We start from the raw sequence: 18,579 nt of genomic DNA on the forward strand, positions 1-18,579 counted from the left end.
ATCGAACCAAGCGGATCAAAATCGTGAACGAGACCATAAGCAATCTCGATACGCTCGAAGCCTCGCTGATGGCGGAGATAGCGTCGGCGGCCGACGAGCAGACCATCGAGGCGGTGCGCGTTTCCGCCCTCGGCAAGAAGGGCTCTGTGTCCGACATGCTGAAGACACTGGGCTCGATGAGCCCGGAGGAGCGGCAGTTGAAAGGCCCGGCGATCAACGGCCTTAAGAACCGCGTCACCGAAGCGCTCGCTGCCCGCAAGGCCGAACTCAAGGACGCCGCGATCTCGGCCCGGCTGATCGCCGAAAAGGTCGACGTGACGCTGCCGGTGCGCCAGTCGCCGGCCGAGCGCGGCCGTATCCATCCGATCAGCCAGGTGACGGATGAGATCACCGCGATCTTTGCCGATATGGGTTTTTCGATCGCCGAAGGTCCGGACATCGAGACCGATTATTACAACTTCACCTCGCTGAATTTCCCGGAAAGCCATCCGGCGCGCGAAATGCACGACACCTTTTTCTTCAATCCCGACGAAAAGGGCGAGCGCAAGCTTTTGCGAACGCACACCTCGCCGGTGCAGATCCGCACGATGGAGACGCAGAAGCCGCCGATCCGCATCGTCATTCCGGGCAAGACCTACAGGCAGGATTCCGACGCCACCCATTCGCCGATGTTCCACCAGGTCGAGGGCCTGGTCATCGACAAGACGGCGAATGTCGCCAACATGAAGTGGGTGCTGGAAGAGTTCTGCAAGGCGTTCTTCGAGGTGCCGAGTCTGAAAATGCGCTTCCGGCCGTCATATTTCCCGTTCACCGAACCGAGCCTCGAGGTCGACATCCAGTGCGACCGCTCGCGGCCGGGCGAAGTGCGCTTCGGCGAAGGCAATGATTGGCTGGAAATCCTCGGCTGCGGCATGGTGCATCCGAACGTGCTGCGTTTCGGCGGGCTCGATCCCGACGAATACCAGGGTTTTGCCTGGGGCATGGGCATCGACCGGATTGCCATGCTGAAATACGGCATGCCCGACCTGCGCGCCTTCTTCGACGCCGACGTGCGCTGGCTGTCGCATTACGGTTTCAGGCCGCTGGATTTGCCGACGCTGTTCGGGGGTTGAGTCAGTGACGCAGCCGGCGGTCCCCTATGCCTCCGTGGTAACCTTCTCCTTTGGCGACTCACCCGCAATGGCGGACGAATTGCTGGCGCTGGTGCTCGCCGGAAGGAAGACCGCGACCTGCGGGGCGCTGCGGGATTTCCCGGAAGGAAGCCCAGACCGTCCCGTGGTCGGCCGCCGCGATGTCGTCCTGGACGGTCAAGGCCGCCGCGCCGCCGTCATCGAGACGGTCGAGGTGACGGTGTGCCGCTTCGACGAGATCGATGAAGCCTTTGCGTATGACGAGGGAGAGGGCTTCCGGACGCTCGTCGACTGGCGGTCTGGCCACCAGGGCTATTTCGAGCGCAACGGCGGCTTCTCGCCCGACATGGACCTGATCTGCGAGCGGTTCAGGCTGGTGGAGATTCTCGATCGCGCGGCAGCCGCCGGCTCAGGCGAAGACGCTCCGGCCGGAGAGACGGCATGAGCGACGCGACGCGCAGCCAAACGCTTCACACCGGCGGATGCCGCTGCGGCGCGGTGCGCTTTGAGGCGTCCGCCGAGCCGCACCATGTCAGCTACTGCCATTGCGCCGACTGCCGCCGCGCTACCGGCGCGCCGGTGTCGGCATTCGCAGGCTTCATGGAGGATGAAGTTACGATCGCAGGCGAGACGTTGCGAACATTCGAGAACGGCCCGGTGAAGCGCAGCTTCTGCGGGAAATGCGGTTCGCCGATCGCCTATGCCGACGAGCGGCTGGCCGGACGCATCTATTTCATGCTCGGCGCGATGGACATGCCCGCCTATTTCAAGCCGACGCTGCACGCCTATGTGCGCGAGCAGCTTCCTTTCGTGCATATGCCCGACGGGCTGCCGCGTCATTTGACGACAAGTGTTCCAAGACCTGACGGAAGACAGACATGAAATTCACCCTCTCCTGGCTGAAAGATCATCTCGAGACCGATGCGACGCTCGACGAAATCGTCGAGCGGCTGACCTCGATCGGGCTGGAAGTCGAATCCGTCGACGACAAGGCGGCGCTGAAGCCCTTCGTCATCGCCAAGGTACTGACCGCGCAAAAACATCCCGACGCTGACAAGCTGCAGGTGCTGACCGTCGACACCGGCGACGGCCGTCCGCCTGTGCAGGTCGTGTGCGGCGCGCCCAATGCGCGGGCCGGGCTGGTCGGCGCCTTCGCAGCGCCCGGGGCTTATGTTCCCGGCATCGACACGACGCTGGCGGTCGGCAAGATACGTGGCGTCGAAAGCCACGGCATGATGTGCTCCGAACGCGAGCTGCAGCTTTCCGACGAACATACAGGCATCATCGACCTGCCGGCAGACGCGCCGGTCGGCACGTCCTTCGCGGCCTATGCCAAGCTTGACGATCCGGTCATCGAGATCGGCCTGACGCCCAACCGGCCGGACGCGACCAGCGTCCATGGCATTGCGCGCGACCTCGCCGCCTCCGGTCTCGGCCGGCTGACCGGCGGCGCGATCATGCCGCATGCCGGCAACGGCATGTGCCCGGTCAAGGTGAAGCTCGACTTCGGCGACACGCCGCCGCTCTGCCATGGCTTCGCGCTGCGGCTCGTCAGGGGCGTGAAGAACGGGGCTTCGCCGAAGTGGATGCAGCAGCGCCTGATCGCCATCGGCCTGCGCCCCATCAACGCGCTGGTCGACATCACCAATTACATCACCTTCGACCGCGGCCGGCCGCTGCACGTCTTCGACGCGGCGAAGGTCAGCGGCAATCTCACCGTACGGCGCGCCGTGGCGGGTGAAAAGGTGCTTGCGCTCGACGGCCGCGAATACGCGCTCACGCCAGACATGTGCGTCATCGCCGACGAGAAGGGCATTGAATCCATCGCCGGCATCATGGGCGGCGAGCATTCGGGCTGCGACGAGAACACCACCGACGTGCTAATCGAATCGGCGTTGTGGGAGCCGCTCAACATCGCCCGCACTGGCCGCGATCTCGGCATCATCACCGATGCGCGCTACCGCTTCGAGCGCGGCGTCGATCCGGAATTCATGGCGCCGGGGCTGGAGCTTGCAACCAAGCTGGTGCTGGAGTTCTGCGGCGGCGAGCCGACGGAAGAGGAAGTGGTCGGCTATGCCGGCCACACTCCGAAAATCGTCTCGTTCCCGGTTTCGGAGGTGAAGCGGCTGACCGGCATCGATGTCCCGAAGGAAGAAAGCCTCGACATACTGTCGCGGCTCGGCTTCACGCCGCAGGCGTCGTCGGGCGAAATCGTGGATGTAAAAGTTCCCTCCTGGCGGCCGGATGTCGACGGCAGGGCCGATCTGGTCGAGGAAGTCATGCGCATCCACGGCGTCGACAACATCGCGCCGCAGCCGCTGGTCAGCCACGATGCGGTCAACGGCAAGATTTTGACCACACTGCAGATCCGCACCCGCGCGGCGCGCCGTGCGCTGGCGGTCCGCGGCATGATGGAGGCCGTCACCTGGTCGTTCATTCCGGCCAAGCACGCGGAGGCGTTCGGCGGCGGCCGGCCGGAGCTGAAGCTCGCCAATCCGATCGCGGCCGACATGTCGGACATGCGGCCCTCGCTGCTGCCGGGGCTGATTGCGGCTGCGCAGCGGAATGCGGACCGGGGCTTGAGCGACGTCGCTCTGTTCGAGGTGTCTGGGACCTATGAAGGGGCCGCGCCCGAACACCAGCGCCGGGTCGCGGCAGGCGTCCGCCGCGGCACGGCCAAGCTCGAAGGTTCGGGCCGCCACTGGGCCGGCAATGCCGGCGCGGTCGGCGTGTTCGACGCCAAGGCCGACGCGCTTGCGGCGCTGGAAGCCTGTGGCGCGCCGGTGGACAAGCTGCAGATCGAGGCCGGAGGCCCGGCCTGGTATCATCCCGGCCGCTCCGGCACGATCAAGCTCGGCCCGAAGACAGTGCTCGGCCATTTCGGCGAGTTCCATCCGAAGACGCTGGAGGTGCTCGACGTTTCGGGGCCGCTCTGCGGCTTCGAAGTGTTCATCGACGCCGTGCCGGAACCCAAAGCGAAGCCGACCCGGACCAAGCCGCGGCTGGACCTGTCGCCGTTCCAGGCGGTGAAGCGCGATTTCGCCTTCGTGGTCGACAAGGCCGTCGAGGCCGGCGCGCTGACCCGCGCCGCGGCCGCCGCGGACAAAAAACTGATCGCCGGCGTTTCCGTGTTCGACATCTTCGAAGGCGCGTCGCTCGGCACGGGAAAGAAATCCGTGGCCATCGAGGTCTCGATCCAGCCGGTCGAAAAGACGCTGACCGACGAGGATTTCGAGGCGCTGGCCGGCCGCATCGTCGAGAACGTGAAGAAGCAGACCGGCGGCGTGCTGCGGGGCTAGCCCGCAGCCCATCGCTCTCTTTACCGGTTGGTCTGTGCCATCCCTTCGTCCTTGTAGCGCATGCCGGCAATCTGGTCCGGCGAGATCAGCGCGCCGATCTCGGCACTCTCGGCGGCGCTCAGCATGATGTCTGCCGCCGCCACGTTCGCTTCGAGATTGGCGATCTTGCGCGAGCCGGGAATTGGCACGATGAAATCGCCCTGGTGCAGCACCCAGGCGAGCGCGAGCTTCGCCGCAGTCGTGCCCTTGTCCGCCGCAAAAGCCTCGAGCCGGGCCACTGCCTTCAGATTGCGCTCGAGATTATCGGCATCGAAACGGGGAAGGCCCCGCCTGAAATCGTCCGCGCCGAGTTGGTCCGTCGATTTGATTGCGCCTGTAAGGAACCCTCGACCGAGTGGACTGAACGGCACGAAGCCGATGCCGAGTTCGCGGCATACGTCGAGAACCCCTGCCTCCGGATCGCGCGTCCACAACGAATATTCACTTTGCACGGCGGCGATCGGATGGACAGCATGCGCCTTGCGGATGGTGGCGACCCCCGCCTCCGACAGGCCAAGCGTGCGCACCTTGCCTTCGCGCACCAGCTCGGCCATTGCGCCGACCGTGTCCTCGATAGGCACCTCCGGATCGACCCTGTGCTGGTAGTAGAGATCGATCACCTCGACGCCCAGTCGCTTCAATGAGGCTTCGGCCGCGGTGCGGACATGCTCGGGCCGGCTGTCGAGACCCGGCGCCTGCTTCGGCCCCTCATCTGTCTCGACGATGTTAAAGCCGAACTTGGTGGCGATCGTCACCTTGTCGCGCATTGGCCGCAGCGCCTTGCCTACCAGCACCTCGTTGGTGAAGGGGCCATAGACTTCCGCCGTGTCGAAAAGCGTCACGCCGAGCTCGACGGCTCGATGCAGCGTCCTGATTGCGTCCTTCTCGTCCTGGCCGCCATAGGCATGGCTCATGCCCATGCAGCCCAGGCCGACCGGAAAGACGGAGAGTTGAGAACCAAGTTTGCGCGGTTTCATCGGCTGTCTCCTTTATGCTGGAAGCCAAGCCCCGAAGAAGCGTAGGGGCGCAACGATGCTTTGCCCAGCCGCATAACTTGGCAGCTGCATTTTTCGGGCAAAGCTTGCGCTTGCGGAGACGCTTTGTCCGTACCGATCGCCAGATGTTGCGGCGCGCCGCGCGAATCGCTTTCAACGGAGCGATGGATCATCTTCGGTTTTCCGGGCTGGATTTCGAGAAGCAGCGCGCAATCCTGATCGACATTCTGAAAGCCGACACCTTGACCCGGTCGGCGCTCAAGCGCGCCCGCGATTTCGACCTGGCCGACTGGATGATCGTATCGGGCGCCATTTACAACACGGTATGGAACAGCCTTACCGGAAAGCCGTCAGGCTACGGCATCAAGGACATCGACCTGTTCTATTTCGATGCTTCCGACCTGTCCTGGGAGGCGGAGGACCTCGTCGTCAAGGCCGGCGAGGCGCATTTCACCGAGTTGCCGATTGCGGTCGGAAATCCGTAATCAGGCGCGCGTGCATCTCTGGTATCCGGAGCGTTTTTTCGGCCGGCAATGCCCGGCCTATCGATCCTCGTCTCATTCACTGAGCTATTTCTCATCCAAAACCCATGCAGTGGGTGTTCGCTTGGCAGGCACCGGCGAGTTCGAGGTGACGCGCCATTCGGCCTCGACGATATCTTTTTCCTTTCGGATCGTGCCGAACCGCGTGATCGACAACCGGGTGACGCACGAGGAAAAGGCCGCGCGGGCGAAACAGCGGTGGCCGGAAATCAGCGTAGTGCCCTGGTAGGCCATTGCACCCCGGTCGGCACACCGTTCATGCTGGCTGGACGCATCGTCCAAACTGGGTGAAAGGAACATCCATGTCTTCTTCCGTCCGCACGACCGTATTGCCCAATGGCGCCAAAGTGCCGGTGCTCGGCCAGGGCACCTGGAAGATGGGCGAGGATCGCAGGCGCCGCGCCGATGAGGTCGCAGCGCTCAGGCTTGGCGTCGATCTCGGCATGACGCTGATCGATACGGCCGAGATGTATGCGGACGGTGGGTCGGAGGAGGTCGTGCGCGAGGCGATAGGCGGCCGCCGCGACGAGGTGTTTCTGGTCAGCAAGGTTTTGCCCTCCAACGCTTCGCGAGCCGGCGTGGCCCGGGCCTGCGAGCAAAGCCTGAAGCGGCTCGGAACCGACCATATCGAGCTTTACCTGCTGCACTGGCGCGGCGGCGTGCCGCTTGCGGAAACGGTCGCGGCTTTCGAAACGCTGAAGAGCCAGGGCAAGATCCTTGGCTGGGGCGTCAGCAATTTCGACATGGACGACATGGAGGAACTGGCCTCCGTGCCGGGCGGAGAATTCGTGCAGACGAATCAGGTGCTCTACAACCTTTCCAGCCGCGGCATCGATTACGACCTGCTGCCGAGATCGGCGAGAGACGGCGTCCCGATCATGGCCTATTCGCCTGTCGGACAGGGCGGCTTGACCCGCGACAAGCGGCTGGCGGCGATCGGCGAGAGGCATGGAGCCACCGCGGCGCAGATCGCGCTGGCCTGGACGCTGCGCCACCCGCAAGTCATAGCCATTCCTAAGGCGGCTTCGCTCGGGCATGTGCGCGACAACCGCGCAGCGCTTGACATCGAGCTGACGGAAGCCGACCTCGCCGAGCTTGACGCAGCCTTCCCGCCACCCAAGCGAAAACGGCCGCTGGAGATGGGTTGACCGCCTTCCATTTCTCGCGGCTAGCGGCTAAGAATTGTCAGACAAATACGAGGAGGGTTACATGTTTCGCTGGGGTATCCTGTCGACGGCCAAGATCGCGCGCGAGCAGCTTTTGCCGGCCATGGCCGATGCGGAAAACGGCGTCGTCTCGGCGATCGCCAGCCGTGATCTGGGCAAGGCCCGGGCACTGGCCGACCGGTTCGGCGCGCCGCATGCCTTCGGCTCCTACGAGGAGATGCTGGCTTCGGACGTGATCGATGGCGTCTATATCCCGTTGCCGACTTCGCAGCATGTCGAATGGACGCTGAAGGCCGCCGAAGCCGGAAAGCATGTGCTTTGCGAAAAGCCGATCGCGTTGAACGCGAAGGACATCGACCAGCTGATCGAGGTTCGCGACCCGCAAAAGGTGCTGATCTGCGAAGCCTTCATGGTGTTCTACCACCCGCAATGGGCGAAGGTGCGCGACCTGGTCGCCGAGGGCGCGATCGGCAGGCTGCGTCATGTGCAGGGCGCGTTCGCCTATTTCAATGTCGACCCCGCCAACATGCGCAATCAGTTGTCGCTCGGCGGCGGCGCGCTGCCCGACATCGGCGTCTATCCTACGGTCGCGACCCGCTTCGTCACGGGCAAGGAGCCGGTTCGCATCCAGGCGACGGTCGAGCGCGACGAGAAATTCGGCACCGACATCTATTCCAGCACCAAGGCCGATTTCGGCGACTTCGACCTGACTTTTTACTGCTCGACGCAGATGGCCCTGCGCCAGTTCATGGTTTTTCACGGCGAAAAGGGCTTCATCGAGGTGCATGCGCCCTTCAATGCCGGCGATTACGACCACCATCGCATCGAACTGCACAATCAGACCCACACCCAGGCGAGTGTTTTCCGCTTTCCCGGAACGCGGCAGTACCGGCTGGAGGTCGAGGCCTTCGCCCGAGCGGCGCTTGGCGGCAAGGATGCGGTGTTCACGCTCGAAAATTCGGTGCTCAACCAGAAGGTCATCGACGCGATCTACCGCGCCGGCGACAGCGGCGGTTGGGAGAAGGTCTAGAGCGGCTGATCTGAAACAAATCCGGAAATAAAGCCCGCTTGTGCCGCATCGGGCGGAACGTGCGCCGTCTCTCGACAAATTGCATGTATAGTTATATAACACGTAATATATGTGGAGGAACAGGAATGGTTGAGGATGTGGTTCGCTCGTTCGGCTTCCTGACGCTCGGCACACGCATGAAGCGCATCGGGGAGAGGCTGCAGGCCGACACACAGAGAATCATGGATGACCTCGGCGCGCCGCTTCAGGCGAGCCAGTACCCGTTTCTCGCAGCGATCGACCGGCTCGGGCCGCTCACCATCGGCGAGCTTGCCGATGCGATCGGCATCACGCAGCCGGGCGCAACGCGGACCGTCGCGCAGCTCGTCGAACTCGGCGTGCTTGAAAGCGAACAGGCGCCGGACGATCAGCGGCGAAGGATCGTTTCTCTTTCGAAGGAAGGCCGGCGGCTGGTCGCGAACGCCAAGCGCGACGTGTGGCCGCGCATAAGAGATGCCGTCGCCGATCTTTGCGGCGATCTCGACGGCCCCCTGCTCGAACAACTGGCGGCGATCGAGGACGGGCTTGCCGCCCAACCGCTCCAACGCCGTGTCGTCAAGGTGACGTCATGAGCCACATACTCGACCGTCCTGTCTGGAACGCGCTGAACACCAGACATGCCGCACTCGCGCAGGGCAACGACTTGGCCAAGCGCTACGCGCCCTCGATCCACCCCTTCGCGGCAAGCCGGGACGAGAGCCTCGAAAGTCTGCAGGCACTCGCGGAAATCGCTTCGCCCGGCGAGACGCTGATCTTCCTGCAGGCGGACGAATTCGTGCTGCCGCCCGGGTTCACGGCGACAGCGACGGCGCTCGGCGTGCAGATGATCGCCGAGCGGCATATGCACGTGATCGAGGACGATCGGATCGAGAAGCTCGGCGAGGCGGACGCCGCCGACATGCTGGAACTGGCGACGCTGACGAAGCCCGGTCCATTCACGCTGAAGGCGCAGGCGCTCGGCGACTTCTGGGGCATCAGGGAAAACGGCAGGCTGATCGCCATGGCCGGCGAGCGGCTGAAGCAGGACGGGCTGACGGAACTCAGCGGCGTCTGCGTGCATCCGGAGTTTCAGGGCAAGGGGCTCGGCCGGCTGATGACGCTCTATGCGGCGGGAAAAATCTTCGCCAAGGGCGAGCAGCCGTTCCTGCACACCTATGCGAGCAACTCGGTCGCGATCGGACTCTACGAATCCATCGGCTTCAGGCTGAGGACACCCATGAACGTCGCGGTGATCGAGCGGCAGGCGTAGCGCTCGCCTGACCGCCTGCAGCCCGGCTCCAATAAGGCTTCCTCCTCGCCGCAGATTTCCGCAGGGCGCTTGCGCCTAGGCAAGCCTGTTCTTATATACGCGCCACATTCGTTCGGCGTGCGGCAAATACCGCCCGGCCGGACGAAAATCTTGTGAACAGGGGCTGCCGCGGGAACGCCTCAACGGGTCCTGACAGCCTGCTTAGCGGAGAGAACGAAATGGCCAAAGTAATCGGTATCGATCTGGGAACGACCAATTCCTGCGTCGCCGTCATGGACGGCAAGGACGCTAAAGTCATCGAGAATGCGGAAGGCGCGCGCACCACGCCCTCCATCGTCGCCTTCACCGACAGCGACGAACGCCTCGTCGGGCAGCCGGCAAAGCGCCAGGCGGTGACCAATCCGGAAAACACCATCTTTGCGGTGAAGCGCCTCATCGGCCGCCGCTACGACGATCCGGTTACCGAGAAGGACAAGAAGCTCGTCCCTTACAAGATCGTGAAGGGTGACAATGGCGACGCCTGGGTAGAGGCCGGCGCCAAGAAGCAGTCGCCTTCGCAGATTTCGGCCATGATCCTCCAGAAGATGAAAGAAACCGCCGAGGCTTATCTCGGCGAGAAGGTCACGCAGGCCGTCATCACCGTTCCCGCCTATTTCAACGACGCCCAGCGTCAGGCCACCAAGGACGCCGGCAAGATCGCCGGGCTCGAAGTGCTGCGCATCATCAACGAGCCGACCGCGGCAGCCCTCGCCTACGGTCTCGACAAGAAGGAAGGCAAGACGATCGCGGTCTATGACCTTGGCGGCGGCACCTTCGATATTTCCGTGCTCGAGATCGGCGACGGCGTCTTCGAGGTGAAGTCGACCAACGGCGACACCTTCCTCGGCGGCGAGGACTTCGACATGCGCCTGGTTGAATACCTGGCCTCCGAGTTCAAGAAGGAGCAGGGCATCGACCTGAAGAACGACAAGCTCGCCCTGCAGCGCCTCAAGGAAGCCGCGGAAAAGGCCAAGATCGAGCTGTCTTCCGCTTCGCAGACCGAAATCAACCTGCCTTTCATCACCGCCGACCAGTCGGGTCCGAAGCACCTGACCATGAAGCTCACCCGCGCCAAGTTCGAGAGCCTCGTCGATGATCTCGTGCAGCGCACCGTCGAGCCGCTGAAGGCCGCTCTCAAGGATGCCGGCATGAAGGCGGGCGAGATCGACGAAGTAGTTCTGGTCGGAGGCATGACGCGCATGCCCAAGGTCCAGGAAGTGGTGAAGCAGTTCTTCGGCAAGGAGCCGCACAAGGGCGTCAACCCCGACGAGGTGGTGGCGCTGGGCGCTGCCATCCAGGCCGGCGTGCTGCAGGGCGACGTCAAGGACGTGCTGCTGCTCGACGTCACCCCGCTCTCGCTCGGCATCGAGACGCTGGGCGGCGTCTTTACACGCCTGATCGAACGCAACACCACGATCCCGACGAAGAAGAGCCAGGTGTTCTCGACGGCCGAGGATCTGCAGTCCGCCGTGACCATCCGGGTCTTCCAGGGCGAACGCGAAATGGCGGCCGACAACAAGGCGCTCGGCCAGTTCGACCTGGTCGGCATTCCTCCGGCGCCGCGCGGCGTGCCGCAGATCGAGGTCACCTTTGACATCGACGCCAACGGCATCGTCAACGTCTCGGCCAAGGACAAGGGCACCGGCAAGGAGCACCAGATCCGCATCCAGGCTTCGGGCGGCCTGTCCGACGCCGATATCGAGAAGATGGTCAAGGACGCCGAGGTCAATGCCGAGAGCGACAAGAAGCGCCGGGCGCTGGTCGAGGCCCGCAACCAGGCCGAGGCGCTGGTGCATTCGTCCGAGAAGTCGCTGAAGGAATTTGGCGACAAGGTTTCGGAAGCCGACCGCACCGCGATCTCCGATGCAATCGCCGCGCTGAAGACCGTGTCCGAGGGCGACGACGTCGACGAGATCAACGCCAAGAGCCAGAGTCTCGCCGAAGCTTCGATGAAGCTTGGGCAGGCCATGTACGAGGCCTCGCAGAAGGAGGCCGCCGAGGCTGACGCCAAGGCGGATGCCGCGAAGGACAGCGACGTGGTCGACGCCGATTTCGAGGAAATCGACGAGGACGAAGACAAGAAGAAGTCGGCCTGATTGCCTTGAAGCAAGCTGACGAAAAAGGCCTGGCGTGATGCCGGGCCTTTTTCGGACAAACCAAAAAAATTGCACAAGGCCCCGGAAGCTATGGAATCGGCGGCTTTGGCTTACTAAATCGGAAGCCATCTGCCGAACCGAAGCGGGCCAGCGATGCGACCAGACATCGATTATCCGGACAGCGGGAAAAAATGAAGGCTGATTTCTACGAGACCCTCGGGGTCCAGAGGGGCGCAGATGAGAAGGAGCTGAAGGCTGCCTTCCGCAAGCTGGCGATGCAATTTCATCCCGACCGTAACCCAGGCGACGCCGCCTGCGAGCACAAATTCAAGGAAATCGGCGAAGCCTATGAGACGCTGAAGGACCCGCAGAAGCGGGCGGCCTACGACCGGTTCGGCCATGCGGCGTTCGAGAATGGCGGCATGGGCAACGGCCATGGCTTCGGCGGTGGTGGGTTCTCCGATATTTTCGAGGACATTTTCGGCGAGATGATGGGTGGGCGCCAGCGCCGCTCGTCTTCCGGACGCGAGCGCGGCGCCGACCTGCGCTACAATATGGAAATCCTGCTCGAGGAGGCCTTCACCGGCAAGACGGCGCAGATCTGCGTGCCGGCGTCGATCGCCTGCGCCGAATGCTCCGGCACCGGCGCCAAGCCCGGCACCCAGCCTGTGACCTGCACCATGTGCGCCGGCCACGGCAAGGTGCGCGCCAGCCAGGGTTTCTTCTCCATCGAGCGCACCTGTCCGCAATGCCAGGGCCGCGGCCAGACCATCAAGGACCCATGCCCGAAATGCGCCGGCCAAGGCCGGGTCACCGAAGAGCGCTCGCTGTCGGTCAACATTCCGGCCGGCATCGAGGACGGTACGCGCATCAGGCTTGCCAACGAGGGCGAGGCCGGCTTGCGCGGCGGACCGCCCGGCGACCTCTACATCTTCCTTTCGGTCAAGCCGCACGAATTCTTCCAGCGCGACGGCGCCGATCTCTACTGCAAGGTTCCGATCTCGATGACCACGGCCGCTTTGGGCGGGTCCTTCGAGGTGGCGACGCTCGACGGCACCCAGACCCGCGTCAAGGTGCCGGAAGGAACGCAGAGCGGCCGCCAGTTCCGCCTCAAGGGCAAGGGCATGCCGGTGCTGCGCCAGCCCAATATTGGCGACCTCTACATCCAGACCGTGGTCGAAACGCCGCAAAACCTGACCAAGCGCCAACGCGAATTGCTGGAGGAATTCGAGCAGCTTTCCTCCAAGGAGAATTCTCCGCAGTCGAGCGGTTTCTTTGCCCGGATGAAGGACTTTTTCGAATCCTTCGGCGAGAGCTGACCGCCTGCTGCGGTTGGATCATACGCCAGACGCCGCCTTGCTTTGGACCAGTTTGCTGCTAAGTATCCGCAACGTAAAGTCGGAGGAGAAACGCCATGCGACGCGGGTCTGAAATACGCAAGACGCTGGCGGAGAAGTTCGACGACGAGCTTCGCTTCTTCAAGGGATGGATCGACAAGCCGAAGGCCGTCGGCTCGATCGTGCCGACCAGTTCGGTCACCGCCAGGCGCATGGCCTCGGTCATCGATGTTTCCTCAGGCCTTCCCGTGCTCGAGGTCGGGCCGGGCACCGGCGTCATCACTCGCGCCATCCTCGCGCGCGGCGTCAAGCCGGAAAACCTCTACGCGGTGGAATATTCCGCCGATTTCGTCGTCCATCTCCGGCGCAACTATCCTGGCGTCAACGTCATCGAGGGCGACGCCTTCGACCTGGACAATACGCTCGGCGCGATGCGCGACACGAAATTCGATTCGGTGGTTTCGGGCGTACCGCTGCTCAACTTTCCGGTTCCCCGCCGCGTTGCCTATCTCAACGACCTGCTCGATCGTATTCCCGAGGGCCGGCCGGTGATCCAGTTGACCTACGGACCGAAATCTCCGGTACCACCCGGCCTCGGCGATTACAGCGTTGAGCATTTCGACTTCGTCATCCGCAACATTCCGCCGACGCAGCTCTGGGTCTACCGCCGCCGCAAGCGCAACTGAGCTTTGCGCCGGCTCCAGAAGCCGAGCCATCCCCCTTCAAATCGCGTGTTCCTGATTGATTCCAGCGCCGCTTCGCCTATACCCGTGGGGGGCAGGAGAGCGCTTATGAATCCCAAAATTCTCGTCTTTGCCGGCTCGATCCGCACCGGCGCCTACAGCGGAAAGACCGCAGACGCGGCGACGAAGGAGCTTGCGCTGCAGGGCGCGGAAGTCACCCGCATCTCGCTTGCCGACTATCCCCTGCCGATCATGGACCAGGATCTCGAAGTCGAGAAAGGCGTTCCCGAGAATGCCTTCAAACTGGCGCGTCTCATCGCCGCTCATGACGGATTGCTGATCGCCAGTCCCGAATACAATTCCTCCATCCCGCCGCTGCTCAAGAACACGATCGACTGGGTCAGCCGGATTCACAAGGACGGCGGGCGGCCGTTCAAGCCCTATGCCGGCAAGATCGCGGCGCTGTGCTCGTCGTCCGACGGCAATTTCGCCGGGGCGCGCGGCCTCTACCATCTGCGTTCGGTGCTGATGAATTGCGGCGTTGAGATCATCACCCCGCAATGCTCGGTGCCGCGCGCGCAAGAAGCCTTCGATGAGACCGGGCAGTTCAAGGACGAGCATCTGCGCCGCCGTATGGAAACCGTGGTGCGCACGCTGATCGAACGCGCGAAAATGATGTCGCTGAGGGCCGACGGGTGATCGGCGTCTATCTCACGCATCCGCAGGTATTGGTCGACGCGTCGGTTCCCGTCCCGGAATGGGGGCTGTCGGAGACCGGCCGCACCCGCCTTCTCGCAATCCGGCAGCGGCCGTGGGTGCACTCGCTCGCCGGGATCGTCTCGAGCGTCGAACGCAAGGCGACAGAAGCGGCGGCGATACTCGCCGACGCCGCCGGCGTCGAATTCCGGACTGTTGCGGAGACAGGCGAAAACGACCGCTCGGCGACCGGCTACCTGCCGCCGCCCGAATTCGAGAAGGCCGCCGACTGGTTCTTCGCCAATCCGCAACAGAGTTTTCGCGGCTGGGAGCGCGCGATCGACGCCCAGGCCCGCATCGTTGCGGCCTTCGACGCTGCGCTTGAAGGCTGGCCGCCTGATCGGCCCATCGCCTTTGTCGGGCATGGCGGCGTGGGAACGCTGCTGAAGTGCCATCTCGCCGGCGCGCCGATTGCGCGCTCGACCGACCAGCCGGCCGGTGGCGGCAATGTCTTTGCGTTTCGGCTTTCCGACCGCCGTCTTCTGTGCGATTGGACGCCGGTCGAGACTTTCACGGGAGAGCTTGGATGACGGGGAACCTGACGCGGGACCGCCTGATCGTTGGTCTCGACGTGCCGACATTGGCCGAAGCCCGCAAAGTGGTGGAGGAACTCGACGGCGTCGTTTCCTTCTACAAGATCGGCTATCAACTCGCTTTCGCCGGCGGTCTCGACCTTGCCCGTGAGTTGGCGGCCGGCGGCACGAACGTGTTCCTCGACATGAAGCTCCTGGATATCGACAACACCGTCGCCAAGGGCGTCGAAAACGTCGCCCGGATGGGCGTCTCCATGCTGACGCTGCATGCCTATCCCAAGGCGATGCGGGCGGCCGTCGAGGCTGCCAGGGGCACCGGCCTCTGCCTGCTCGGTGTCACCGTGCTGACCTCTATGGACGAAGCTGACATGATCGAGGCGGGCTACGAGTACGACCCGCACACGCTGGTGCTCCGCCGGGCAGAACAGGCGCTGGCCGCCGGCATGGGGGGCGTCGTCTGCTCGGCCGGCGAGGCGGCGGCGGTGCGAAAGATCGTCGGCCCGGGGCTTGCAGTGGTCACGCCGGGCATCCGTCCCGCCGGCAGCGACCATGGCGACCAGAAGCGCGTGGTCACGCCGCGCGACGCCATTCGCGCCGGCGCAAGCCATCTCGTCGTCGCCAGGCCGATCGTCGCCTCGGTTGACCGGCGCGCCGCGGCGCGGGCTATTCTCGAGGAAATGGACCGGGGCTGAGCGGGATTGGCTGCGGCCAGCCGCAAGAGGCAACAGAGAGGAAACAAATGCCAAAAGGATACTGGATCGCCCGGGTCGATGTTCGCGACACCGAAGGCTACAAAGGCTATGTTGCGGCGGCGAAGCCTGCCTTCGAGCGCTTCGGAGCCCATTTCCTGGCGCGCGGCGGCGTCCATGAAGCGGCGGAAGGCACGGCGCGTGCGCGCAATGTCATCATAGAGTTCCCGTCGCTCGCGGCGGCTAGGGAATGCTACAACTCGCCCGAATATCAGGCTGCCAAGGCCATCCGGCAGCGATTCGCCGATGGCGAAATCGTCTTGGTTGAGGGAGCCTGAAGCTGTCTTCGACCTGCGATTTTGCATCGCAGAAGGCGCGAGCCGCGCGCGAATTTGCAGTATCGTGCGGTTTTCAACAGCTTAGACGAAAGGATGAGAATAAATAACGCGGCGTGAACTATTGCGCCGCAACAAAAGGTTGTTAACTTCGTTGCCTAATGATCAGAGCCGGTCTCAAGGCCGGCCGATTCGGAAATCGACGGCGACGGGGTATTGATGTTTTACCAGCTGTACGAGATGAATCACGCCGCCGTGCAGCCCTTAAGGGCCTACGCCGACGCCGTAAAACTCTTCTACTCCAATCCGCTCAACCCGTTCTCTCACACGCATTGGGGCCGGTCAGTCGCCGCGACTGCCGAACTGTTCGAGAGAACGACGCGGCGCTACGGCAAGCCGAGCTTCGGTCTCGACGAGACTGTCGTCGACTGGAAAACGGTGCCGGTGACGGAGAGGATCGTCTGGTCGCGGCCCTTCTGCAACCTGATCCACTTCGAACGGGCGGTGCCCGCAGGCCGCCGGCCCGATCCGAAGCTCCTGATCGTCGCTCCGATGTCCGGCCACTATGCAACGCTGCTGCGAGGCACGGTCGAGGCGATGATGCCGCATGCCGACGTCTATGTCACGGACTGGACGGACGCGCGCATGGTTCCGGTATCTGAAGGCCGGTTCGATCTCGACGACTACATCGACTACATCATCGACATGCTGCACGCGCTCGGCCCGGACACCCATGTCATGGCCGTCTGCCAGCCCTCGGTGCCGGTGCTGGCGGCGGCCGCGCTCATGGAGGCGCGCGAGGATCCTTTCGCGCCGTCGACAATGACGCTGATGGGTGGGCCGATCGACACCAGACGCAATCCGACGGCAGTCAACCTGCTCGCCGAGGAAAAGGGCATCGACTGGTTTCGCGACAACGTCATCATGCAGGTTCCGTGGCCGGTTCCGGGCTTCACCCGCGACGTGTATCCGGGTTTCCTGCAGCTCTCGGGCTTCATGAGCATGAATCTCGACCGGCACATCACCGCGCACAAGGACTTCTTCATGCACCTTGTGAAGAATGACGGCGACGGCGCCGAGAAGCACCGCGACTTCTACGACGAATACCTCGCGGTCATGGATCTTACGGCCGAATTCTATCTGCAGACAGTCGACACGGTGTTCGTGCGCCATGCGCTGCCGAAGGGCGAGATGACCCATCGCGGCGTGCCGGTCGATCCGGCCGCGATCCGCAATGTGGCGCTGCTGACGATCGAGGGCGAGAACGACGATATTTCGGGAATCGGCCAGACCAAGGCCGCACATGACCTTTGCGTCAATATTCCCGACGACAGGCGCGCCCACTACATGCAACCCGCAGTCGGGCATTACGGCGTCTTCAACGGCTCGCGCTTTCGCGCCGAGATCGTGCCGCGCATCGCCGATTTCATCAACAGCTATGGCCGCCAGACCAGGATACCGGCCCGGCCGCGCCTCGTTCGGGCAGCCAAGGCGTAAGCCTGGCCCGATAACCTGCGCGCGGTTCTTGGATTGCGCAGGATGGCGCGCATGCCTGTCCCATTATGTTGCAAATTCGTCGCGCCATCGGCCCGACAGTAACCATGGCGGGCAATCAGCCGGCTTCAATAATTGACATGTCCCGCAAATCGCCCTTAACGTTTCATTAATAAAAATGCGGGGCGAAACGGGCATGGACTCCAGTGCAAAGGCGCGGTGCGCAGCAATGCGCGCCGGACTGTTGGCGGCGGCGATGGCCGCCTGCTCCATGAATCAGGCATATGCGGCGGCGCCGATGACGACCGGCGGGCTGACCTCACAGCCGATCGGACATTACGAATTCTGCAAGAGCGCTCCGGCCGAGTGCGCCATCCGGACCCGGGACCTCGGGCCGGAGACGATGACCGGCGCGCTCTGGAAAAAGCTGGTGGACGTCAATATCGCCATCAACCACGCCATCCGGCCGATGAATGATTTCGACATTTACGGCAAGGACGAGGTCTGGGCCTATCCGAAAGGCGTCGGCGACTGCGAGGACTACGTGCTCGAAAAGCGCCGCACCCTGAACAGTAAGGGCGTGTCGCTGTCGAACCTGCTCATCACCGTCGTGCGCAAGTCCGACGGCGAAGGCCACGCCATCCTGACCATCCGGACCGACAAGGGCGATTTCGTTCTCGACAATCTCTCCGATGTCGTGCGCCAGTGGAACAACACCGGCTACCGCTTCCTGAAGCGGCAGGCGAGCGATCACACCGGGCGTTGGGTGAGCATCCGGACAGGTCAGGCGCCGCTGGTCGGCTCGGTCGAATAGCGCCTCCAGTCCACAAGATGCTATCCGGCGGAATCGTAACGGCGGTGGTTCTGCCAGGCGATTTTGCTATGCCGCCGCCTGGCCCCGATCTCCGCGAGACGTTCGAACCGTCCCCCAGCCTTGATCCGTCGTGCACCTTACGGCGCCGCGCGTCTTCTTAGCCGCGCAAAGGACGCTGTAAGACTTTGAATCCGCACATCGCGCTTCCCGATGCGCTAGATGGTTGGGTGGGGGTGAGAACCGCGCCGATCGTCTCCGAATTGCCCTTCTTTTGCGTCAAATCAGGCAGGAAATCCCATATCCTCTTTACCTCC

The 18,579-nt window shown here is 63.5% G+C and carries 20 protein-coding genes; 19 read left to right on the forward strand and 1 reads right to left on the reverse strand.

What is annotated here, in order from left to right:
* The first annotated feature begins 68 nt into the window (after window positions 1-68).
* The 4 genes from pheS to pheT are packed head-to-tail and all read left to right on the forward strand — an operon-like array spanning window position 69 to window position 4,429.
* A complete protein-coding gene (gene pheS / locus ACG873_RS26100; protein WP_394893703.1) occupies window positions 69-1,112 on the forward strand; it encodes a phenylalanine--tRNA ligase subunit alpha in 1,044 nt (347 codons plus the stop codon).
* Between the two features lie 4 nt (window positions 1,113-1,116).
* Complete coding sequence (locus ACG873_RS26105) at window positions 1,117-1,575, forward strand: ASCH domain-containing protein (protein ID WP_394888666.1); 459 nt, start codon at window positions 1,117-1,119, stop codon at window positions 1,573-1,575.
* The gene (locus ACG873_RS26110) at window positions 1,572-2,012 is read left to right on the forward strand and encodes a GFA family protein (protein ID WP_394888667.1); all 441 of its coding nucleotides are present in this window, start codon (window positions 1,572-1,574) and stop codon (window positions 2,010-2,012) included. The genes ACG873_RS26105 and ACG873_RS26110 overlap by 4 nt, the downstream gene beginning before the upstream one ends.
* Complete coding sequence (gene pheT, locus ACG873_RS26115) at window positions 2,009-4,429, forward strand: phenylalanine--tRNA ligase subunit beta (RefSeq protein ID WP_394888668.1); 2,421 nt, start codon at window positions 2,009-2,011, stop codon at window positions 4,427-4,429. Before ACG873_RS26110 ends, pheT begins: the two co-directional genes overlap by 4 nt.
* A 20-nt stretch (window positions 4,430-4,449) precedes the next feature.
* Here the strand turns inward: pheT and ACG873_RS26120 are convergent, their stop codons facing one another.
* Entirely contained in the window at window positions 4,450-5,445 is a 996-nt protein-coding gene (locus ACG873_RS26120; protein WP_394888669.1) for an aldo/keto reductase, read from the reverse strand.
* 182 nt (window positions 5,446-5,627) lie between these two features.
* On the opposite strand from ACG873_RS26120, the gene ACG873_RS26125 reads away from it, so the two are divergent.
* The 15 genes from ACG873_RS26125 (at window position 5,628) to ACG873_RS26195 (ending at window position 18,265) form a co-directional block, all read left to right on the forward strand.
* Window positions 5,628-5,948, forward strand: coding sequence for a nucleotidyltransferase family protein (locus ACG873_RS26125; RefSeq protein WP_394888670.1), 321 nt, complete (start codon window positions 5,628-5,630; stop codon window positions 5,946-5,948).
* Window positions 5,854-6,234 carry a nucleotidyltransferase family protein gene (locus ACG873_RS26130; RefSeq protein ID WP_394888671.1) on the forward strand — a complete coding sequence of 127 codons (381 nt, stop codon included), beginning with the start codon at window positions 5,854-5,856 and terminating at the stop codon, window positions 6,232-6,234. Before ACG873_RS26125 ends, ACG873_RS26130 begins: the two co-directional genes overlap by 95 nt.
* Window positions 6,235-6,307: 73 nt before the next feature.
* Window positions 6,308-7,153: an aldo/keto reductase gene (locus ACG873_RS26135; RefSeq protein WP_394888672.1), complete on the forward strand. Its 846-nt coding sequence runs from the start codon at window positions 6,308-6,310 to the stop codon at window positions 7,151-7,153.
* A gap of 61 nt (window positions 7,154-7,214) precedes the next feature.
* Window positions 7,215-8,201, forward strand: coding sequence for a Gfo/Idh/MocA family protein (locus tag ACG873_RS26140; RefSeq protein WP_394888673.1), 987 nt, complete (start codon window positions 7,215-7,217; stop codon window positions 8,199-8,201).
* A 125-nt stretch (window positions 8,202-8,326) separates the two neighbouring features.
* The gene (locus ACG873_RS26145) at window positions 8,327-8,812 is read left to right on the forward strand and encodes a MarR family winged helix-turn-helix transcriptional regulator (protein WP_394888674.1); all 486 of its coding nucleotides are present in this window, start codon (window positions 8,327-8,329) and stop codon (window positions 8,810-8,812) included.
* Window positions 8,809-9,489, forward strand: a complete 681-nt coding sequence (locus ACG873_RS26150) for a GNAT family N-acetyltransferase (protein WP_394888675.1) — start codon at window positions 8,809-8,811, stop codon at window positions 9,487-9,489. The genes ACG873_RS26145 and ACG873_RS26150 overlap by 4 nt, the downstream gene beginning before the upstream one ends.
* Before the next feature lie 218 nt (window positions 9,490-9,707).
* Window positions 9,708-11,624, forward strand: coding sequence for a molecular chaperone DnaK (dnaK, locus tag ACG873_RS26155; RefSeq protein WP_394888676.1), 1,917 nt, complete (start codon window positions 9,708-9,710; stop codon window positions 11,622-11,624).
* A gap of 191 nt (window positions 11,625-11,815) precedes the next feature.
* Window positions 11,816-12,943: a molecular chaperone DnaJ gene (gene dnaJ, locus ACG873_RS26160; RefSeq protein ID WP_394888677.1), complete on the forward strand. Its 1,128-nt coding sequence runs from the start codon at window positions 11,816-11,818 to the stop codon at window positions 12,941-12,943.
* 95 nt (window positions 12,944-13,038) lie between these two features.
* Window positions 13,039-13,647, forward strand: coding sequence for a phospholipid N-methyltransferase PmtA (gene pmtA / locus ACG873_RS26165; protein WP_394888678.1), 609 nt, complete (start codon window positions 13,039-13,041; stop codon window positions 13,645-13,647).
* 105 nt (window positions 13,648-13,752) lie between these two features.
* A complete protein-coding gene (locus tag ACG873_RS26170) occupies window positions 13,753-14,343 on the forward strand; it encodes an NADPH-dependent FMN reductase (RefSeq protein ID WP_394888679.1) in 591 nt (196 codons plus the stop codon).
* Complete coding sequence (locus ACG873_RS26175) at window positions 14,340-14,930, forward strand: histidine phosphatase family protein (RefSeq protein ID WP_394888680.1); 591 nt, start codon at window positions 14,340-14,342, stop codon at window positions 14,928-14,930. Before ACG873_RS26170 ends, ACG873_RS26175 begins: the two co-directional genes overlap by 4 nt.
* Complete coding sequence (gene pyrF / locus ACG873_RS26180; RefSeq protein ID WP_394888681.1) at window positions 14,927-15,625, forward strand: orotidine-5'-phosphate decarboxylase; 699 nt, start codon at window positions 14,927-14,929, stop codon at window positions 15,623-15,625. Before ACG873_RS26175 ends, pyrF begins: the two co-directional genes overlap by 4 nt.
* Before the next feature lie 47 nt (window positions 15,626-15,672).
* Entirely contained in the window at window positions 15,673-15,960 is a 288-nt protein-coding gene (locus ACG873_RS26185) for a DUF1330 domain-containing protein (RefSeq protein WP_394888682.1), read from the forward strand.
* Between the two features lie 216 nt (window positions 15,961-16,176).
* A complete protein-coding gene (locus ACG873_RS26190; RefSeq protein ID WP_394888683.1) occupies window positions 16,177-17,454 on the forward strand; it encodes a polyhydroxyalkanoate depolymerase in 1,278 nt (425 codons plus the stop codon).
* 193 nt (window positions 17,455-17,647) lie between these two features.
* Entirely contained in the window at window positions 17,648-18,265 is a 618-nt protein-coding gene (locus ACG873_RS26195) for a transglutaminase-like cysteine peptidase (RefSeq protein WP_394888684.1), read from the forward strand.
* The last annotated feature ends 314 nt before the right edge of the window (window positions 18,266-18,579 follow it).

The sequence above is a fragment of the Allomesorhizobium aridi genome (assembly GCF_043769475.1).
Classification (GTDB): domain Bacteria; phylum Pseudomonadota; class Alphaproteobacteria; order Rhizobiales; family Rhizobiaceae; genus Allomesorhizobium.

Excerpts from the sequence above, each read along its gene's own strand:
- ACG873_RS26120 (WP_394888669.1), bottom strand. The coding sequence starts at position 5,445 with ATGAAACCGCGCAAACTTGGTTCTCAACTCTCCGTCTTTCCGGTCGGC.
- ACG873_RS26110 (WP_394888667.1), top strand. The coding sequence starts at position 1,572 with ATGAGCGACGCGACGCGCAGCCAAACGCTTCACACCGGCGGATGCCGC.
- ACG873_RS26185 (WP_394888682.1), top strand. The coding sequence starts at position 15,673 with ATGCCAAAAGGATACTGGATCGCCCGGGTCGATGTTCGCGACACCGAA.
- ACG873_RS26170 (WP_394888679.1), top strand. The coding sequence starts at position 13,753 with ATGAATCCCAAAATTCTCGTCTTTGCCGGCTCGATCCGCACCGGCGCC.
- pheT (WP_394888668.1), top strand. The coding sequence starts at position 2,009 with ATGAAATTCACCCTCTCCTGGCTGAAAGATCATCTCGAGACCGATGCG.
- ACG873_RS26145 (WP_394888674.1), top strand. The coding sequence starts at position 8,327 with ATGGTTGAGGATGTGGTTCGCTCGTTCGGCTTCCTGACGCTCGGCACA.
- pyrF (WP_394888681.1), top strand. The coding sequence starts at position 14,927 with ATGACGGGGAACCTGACGCGGGACCGCCTGATCGTTGGTCTCGACGTG.
- dnaK (WP_394888676.1), top strand. The coding sequence starts at position 9,708 with ATGGCCAAAGTAATCGGTATCGATCTGGGAACGACCAATTCCTGCGTC.
- pheS (WP_394893703.1), top strand. The coding sequence starts at position 69 with ATGGCGGAGATAGCGTCGGCGGCCGACGAGCAGACCATCGAGGCGGTG.
- pmtA (WP_394888678.1), top strand. The coding sequence starts at position 13,039 with ATGCGACGCGGGTCTGAAATACGCAAGACGCTGGCGGAGAAGTTCGAC.
- ACG873_RS26140 (WP_394888673.1), top strand. The coding sequence starts at position 7,215 with ATGTTTCGCTGGGGTATCCTGTCGACGGCCAAGATCGCGCGCGAGCAG.
- ACG873_RS26195 (WP_394888684.1), top strand. The coding sequence starts at position 17,648 with ATGGACTCCAGTGCAAAGGCGCGGTGCGCAGCAATGCGCGCCGGACTG.
- ACG873_RS26190 (WP_394888683.1), top strand. The coding sequence starts at position 16,177 with ATGTTTTACCAGCTGTACGAGATGAATCACGCCGCCGTGCAGCCCTTA.
- ACG873_RS26150 (WP_394888675.1), top strand. The coding sequence starts at position 8,809 with ATGAGCCACATACTCGACCGTCCTGTCTGGAACGCGCTGAACACCAGA.
- ACG873_RS26125 (WP_394888670.1), top strand. The coding sequence starts at position 5,628 with ATGGATCATCTTCGGTTTTCCGGGCTGGATTTCGAGAAGCAGCGCGCA.
- ACG873_RS26135 (WP_394888672.1), top strand. The coding sequence starts at position 6,308 with ATGTCTTCTTCCGTCCGCACGACCGTATTGCCCAATGGCGCCAAAGTG.
- ACG873_RS26130 (WP_394888671.1), top strand. The coding sequence starts at position 5,854 with ATGCTTCCGACCTGTCCTGGGAGGCGGAGGACCTCGTCGTCAAGGCCG.
- dnaJ (WP_394888677.1), top strand. The coding sequence starts at position 11,816 with ATGAAGGCTGATTTCTACGAGACCCTCGGGGTCCAGAGGGGCGCAGAT.